The 3,806-nt window shown below is 77.0% G+C and carries 3 protein-coding genes and 1 pseudogene; all 4 read left to right on the forward strand.

Annotated elements, in window-relative coordinates; translation table 11 throughout:
- The first annotated feature begins 157 nt into the window (after positions 1-157).
- On the forward strand, positions 158-802 hold the full coding sequence (locus tag VR44_RS37245; protein ID WP_045952102.1) for a hypothetical protein: 645 nt from the start codon (positions 158-160) through the stop codon (positions 800-802).
- Between the two features lie 82 nt (positions 803-884).
- A pseudogene (locus VR44_RS37250) lies at positions 885-2,652 on the forward strand (RNA ligase family protein).
- Positions 2,652-3,116: a DUF504 domain-containing protein gene (locus VR44_RS49355; protein ID WP_425424565.1), complete on the forward strand. Its 465-nt coding sequence runs from the start codon at positions 2,652-2,654 to the stop codon at positions 3,114-3,116. Before VR44_RS37250 ends, VR44_RS49355 begins: the two are co-directional and overlap by 1 nt.
- On the forward strand, positions 3,077-3,806 hold a 730-nt coding region (locus VR44_RS49360; protein WP_425424566.1), incomplete at its 3' end, for an endonuclease/exonuclease/phosphatase family protein. The genes VR44_RS49355 and VR44_RS49360, both read left to right, overlap by 40 nt.

The following is a 3,806-nucleotide window of genomic DNA, read 5'->3' on the forward strand; positions in this document are numbered from 1 at the left end:
GCCCCGGCCCGCGCCCCCCCCCTCGTACGACATGTCCGCGCTGTGCAGGGCGGCCGAGGGGCGGGTGGACCCCGCGATCGTCGCCCTGTGCCGGTAGGCCCGAAGGGACTGCCGGGGCGGATCGGGCGCTGTCGGTGGCCCGTGGCACAGTGCACGCATGAACGAGGACATGCACGGTGCCGCGCTGATCGACCGGGTGATCGAACGGGTCCGGGAGCGGGGCTGGCCCACCTGCGAGGCCCCGGACCTCGACGAACCGGTTCCGGTCGCACCGGAGGTGCTCGACCGGCTGACGCTGCCCGGCGGCCGGCCGCTGCCGCCCAGCCTGCGCCGCTGGCTGGCCTTCGACGGCTCCTGGCTCGCCGCCGTCGGCTGGTACGACGACCCGGCCGAGCCCCGGTTCGGCGACCGGGGACTGGGGGCGACGGCGGAGTGGATGTACGGCGACGACGACGGCATGGCCGGCATGTTCACCGCCTTCGAGGAGCTCCTGCCCGCCGTGTGCCTGCCGCTCGTCGGCGGCTGCGACTCCCGCCGCCTGCTCTACCTGGGCTCACCGGACTCCACGGGCGAGTACCCGGTCCTGGTGACCGACACCGACGACCTGGCGTACGTGGCCGTGATGTACCCCGGCCTCGACGTGTACCTCGCGGACCTCGCCGAGGTGATCGACCTGGACTTCGACGACTACACCTCGCTCGCCTCACATCCCGAGTACGCCGCGCGGATGGCCGAGCACGCGGAGAACACCGAACTCGGCCCGGACGGACTGGAGTTCCCCGACCTGGACCGGCTCGACTAGCGGGCTGACGGGAATTGGGTGGATGCGCCCGCTCCGGATACCTACAGTGACCGGACACCCCTCCCCCGACCAGGAGCCCGTCATGCGTACGCACTACCCCCGTACCGCGCATCTGCCGTGGTCGCCCGGCGCCACGGCGGACGACGTGCGCGCCGGGGGGACCGCCGCGCTGGCCGGGCGGGAGGTGGTGGTCACCGAGAAGCTCGACGGGGAGAACACCACCCTGTACGCGGACGGCCTGCACGCCCGCTCCCTGGACTCCGGCCACCACCCCTCCCGCGCCTGGGTCAAGGCCCTCCAGGGCCGGATCGGGCCGCGGATCCCGGAGGGCCGGCGGGTGTGCGGGGAGAACCTGTACGCCCGCCACTCGCTCGGCTACGAGGAACTCGACAGCTGGTTCTACGGATTCTCGGTGTGGGACGGCGACCACTGCCTGGACTGGGACCGCACCGTCCGGTTCCTGCACGGGCTCGGCGTCCCCGTGCCCCGGGTGCTGTGGCGCGGGGTCTACGACGAGCGGGCCCTGCGCGGACTGCGGATCGACACCTCCCGCCAGGAGGGGTACGTCGTCCGTACGACGGCCGGCTTCGACCGCGCGGACTTCGGGCGGTACGTGGCGAAATGGGTGCGCGGCGGGCACGTGCAGACCGATACGCACTGGATGTACGCGCCCGTGGTGGTCAACGGGCTCGGCCCCGCCGCCCCCCTGTGGGCCGTCCGCTCCGGGTCCGGCCCGGACGTCGGCGGGCTGCTGTCCGCCCTCGGCATGTCCGCCCTCGGCACGGACGCGACGGCCGGCACGGAGGCCGAGGCGGCCGTCGCCGCGGTCATCGCGTGGCTCGACGGCGCCGGACGCACCGGGGAGGCCCGGCTGGCCGGCGTCCTGGCCGCCGCCCTGCACCGCGAGCCGCGGGCCGCCCTCGGGGCGCGGCTCGCGGCGGGGCCGCTCGGGATGCGGACCGCGCGGCGGGTGGCCGACCTGGTGGGGCTGTACCCGGCGCTGCGCAGGCCCTTCCCGGAGGAGGAGCGGCGGGCCGGGCTGGTCCGGCTGGCGTCGGCCGCCGACCTCGGGGTGCTGCACGCGCTGGCGGCGGCCCTGCCGGACGCGTCGGCCGAGGAGGCGGAGTGCGTGGAGTGGTCCGCGCTGTGCGCCGAGGAGGCCGGGCTGCTCGGCCCGGACCCGCTGGGCCCGCTCCGGGCCGGACTGCGCGAGGCCCTCGCCGGCCTGGAGGTGGACGCCGCCGACCGCTGCTGGGCGGAGGCCCGCGAGGCCTTCGGCCGGGGTGCGCTCTCCACCGCCGAGGAGGCCGTGGCCGCCACCTGGCGGTGGCGGGACGGGTCGGCGTACCCGCGGCTGGTCCAGCTCTGCGGGCCCTCGGGCAGCGGGAAGAGCACCTTCGCGCGGAGCCTGCCGGGCGTGGCCGCGTACATCTCCCTGGACGACCTGCGCGAGGCCCGGGGTGCGCGCGCCGACCAGCGCGCCAACCCCGAGGTGCTCCGCGAGGGCCTCGCCCGGCTCGACCGCGCCCTGGCCGCCGGGGGCACGGTGGTGTGGGACGCGACCTCCCTGACGGAGCAGCAGCGCGGCCTGGCCGGGGCGGTCGCCCGGCGCCGGGACGCCCTGGTCACCCGGGTGGCCGTGCTGGTCGGGGAGGGCGAGCTGGTGCGCCGCAACGCGGTGCGCCCGCACCCGGTGCCGGAGGCCGTACTGGCCGCCCAGCTGCGCCGGTTCAGCCCGCCGTCCGCCGTACCCCGGGCAGGCGCACCGGACCTGGTACGTCGGGGCGGGCGGAACGGTCGAGGACGGGGCCGGCTCCCTGGGGGCGGCCGACGAGGGGGAGGACCTCTGATGCGCACCAGTGAGCAGCTCTACCACCAGGTCCGCTGGGACCCCCGCTTCGATCCGGCCCGGTTCACGCTCGGACTGCTCCAGCGCGGGGCCGCCCCCAAACGGGTGCCGCTGCCCTCCTTCGTGCCGGGCGGGGACATCCCCTGGCACCGGGTGCTGTTCGTCGAGGCCGACGGCGAGCTGGTGTGGGACCGGGCGCGCGGGCTGGACCTGATCGACTCGACCACGGCCGGGCGGGTGCGCGGCCGGCGGCTGCTGCCCGAGCCCTTCTTCACCGCGCGCACCCCGCACGCCTGGGACCCGGCGGGCGGCGCCTGGCGGCCGGTCCAGGCGGGCCCGGCCGCGCACCCGCCGGCGCGGGTGCGGCTGCTGACCTGTGGGACCGCTACGACGCCCCGCGCATCGCCACCGCCCGGCGCAGGCCGATGCTGCTGGCGGAGCTGGCGGCGGCCGACGCCGATGTGATCGCCCTCCAGGAGGTGGAACCGGCCCTGCTCGCCCTGCTGCTGGCCGAGCCGTGGGTGCGGGCCGGGTACACCCTGGGCACCGATCCGGACGGCGCCGACGTGGCGGACAGCGGGCTGCTGGTCCTGAGCCGGCTGCCGGTGCGCGAGGCGGGGCTGCACCTGCTGGGCCGGCACAAGGCGGTCACGGCCGTCACCGTGGACACCGCCGGCGGGCCCCTGGCCGTCGCCGCGACGCACCTCAGCAGCGACCACTCCGAGAACGGTGCCGGCCGCCGCGAGGCGGAACTGGCCCGGCTGGCCGAGGGTCTGGGCGGGATCGACGGGGGCCTCGCGCTGCTCGGGGACTTCAACGACGGCCGCACCGGCGCCGAGGGGCCCGCCGCCGCGCTGGGGCTGCGGGACGCCTGGGGCGAGGTGCACGGCCCCTCCGACGACACGCCCACCTTCGACCCCCGGGTCAATCCGCTGGCCGCGATCGCCTCCCTGACGGGGCGGGCGGGCCGCATCGACCGGATCCTGCTCTCCTCCGGCGCCGGCGCGCGGGTACGGGAGGCCGCGCTGCGGGGTGCCTCCCCCGCACCGGACGGGCTGTTCGTCTCCGACCACTTCGGGGTGGAGGCCACCGTGGAGTACGGGGCGGTGGAGTACGGGGCGCGGGACGCGGCCGACGCGCGGCTCGGCGTACCGG

The sequence above is a fragment of the Streptomyces katrae genome (assembly GCF_000966975.1).
Classification (GTDB): Bacteria; Actinomycetota; Actinomycetes; order Streptomycetales; family Streptomycetaceae; genus Streptomyces; species Streptomyces katrae.

Excerpts from the sequence above, each read along its gene's own strand:
- VR44_RS49355 (WP_425424565.1), top strand. The coding sequence starts at position 2,652 with ATGCGCACCAGTGAGCAGCTCTACCACCAGGTCCGCTGGGACCCCCGC.
- VR44_RS37245 (WP_045952102.1), top strand. The coding sequence starts at position 158 with ATGAACGAGGACATGCACGGTGCCGCGCTGATCGACCGGGTGATCGAA.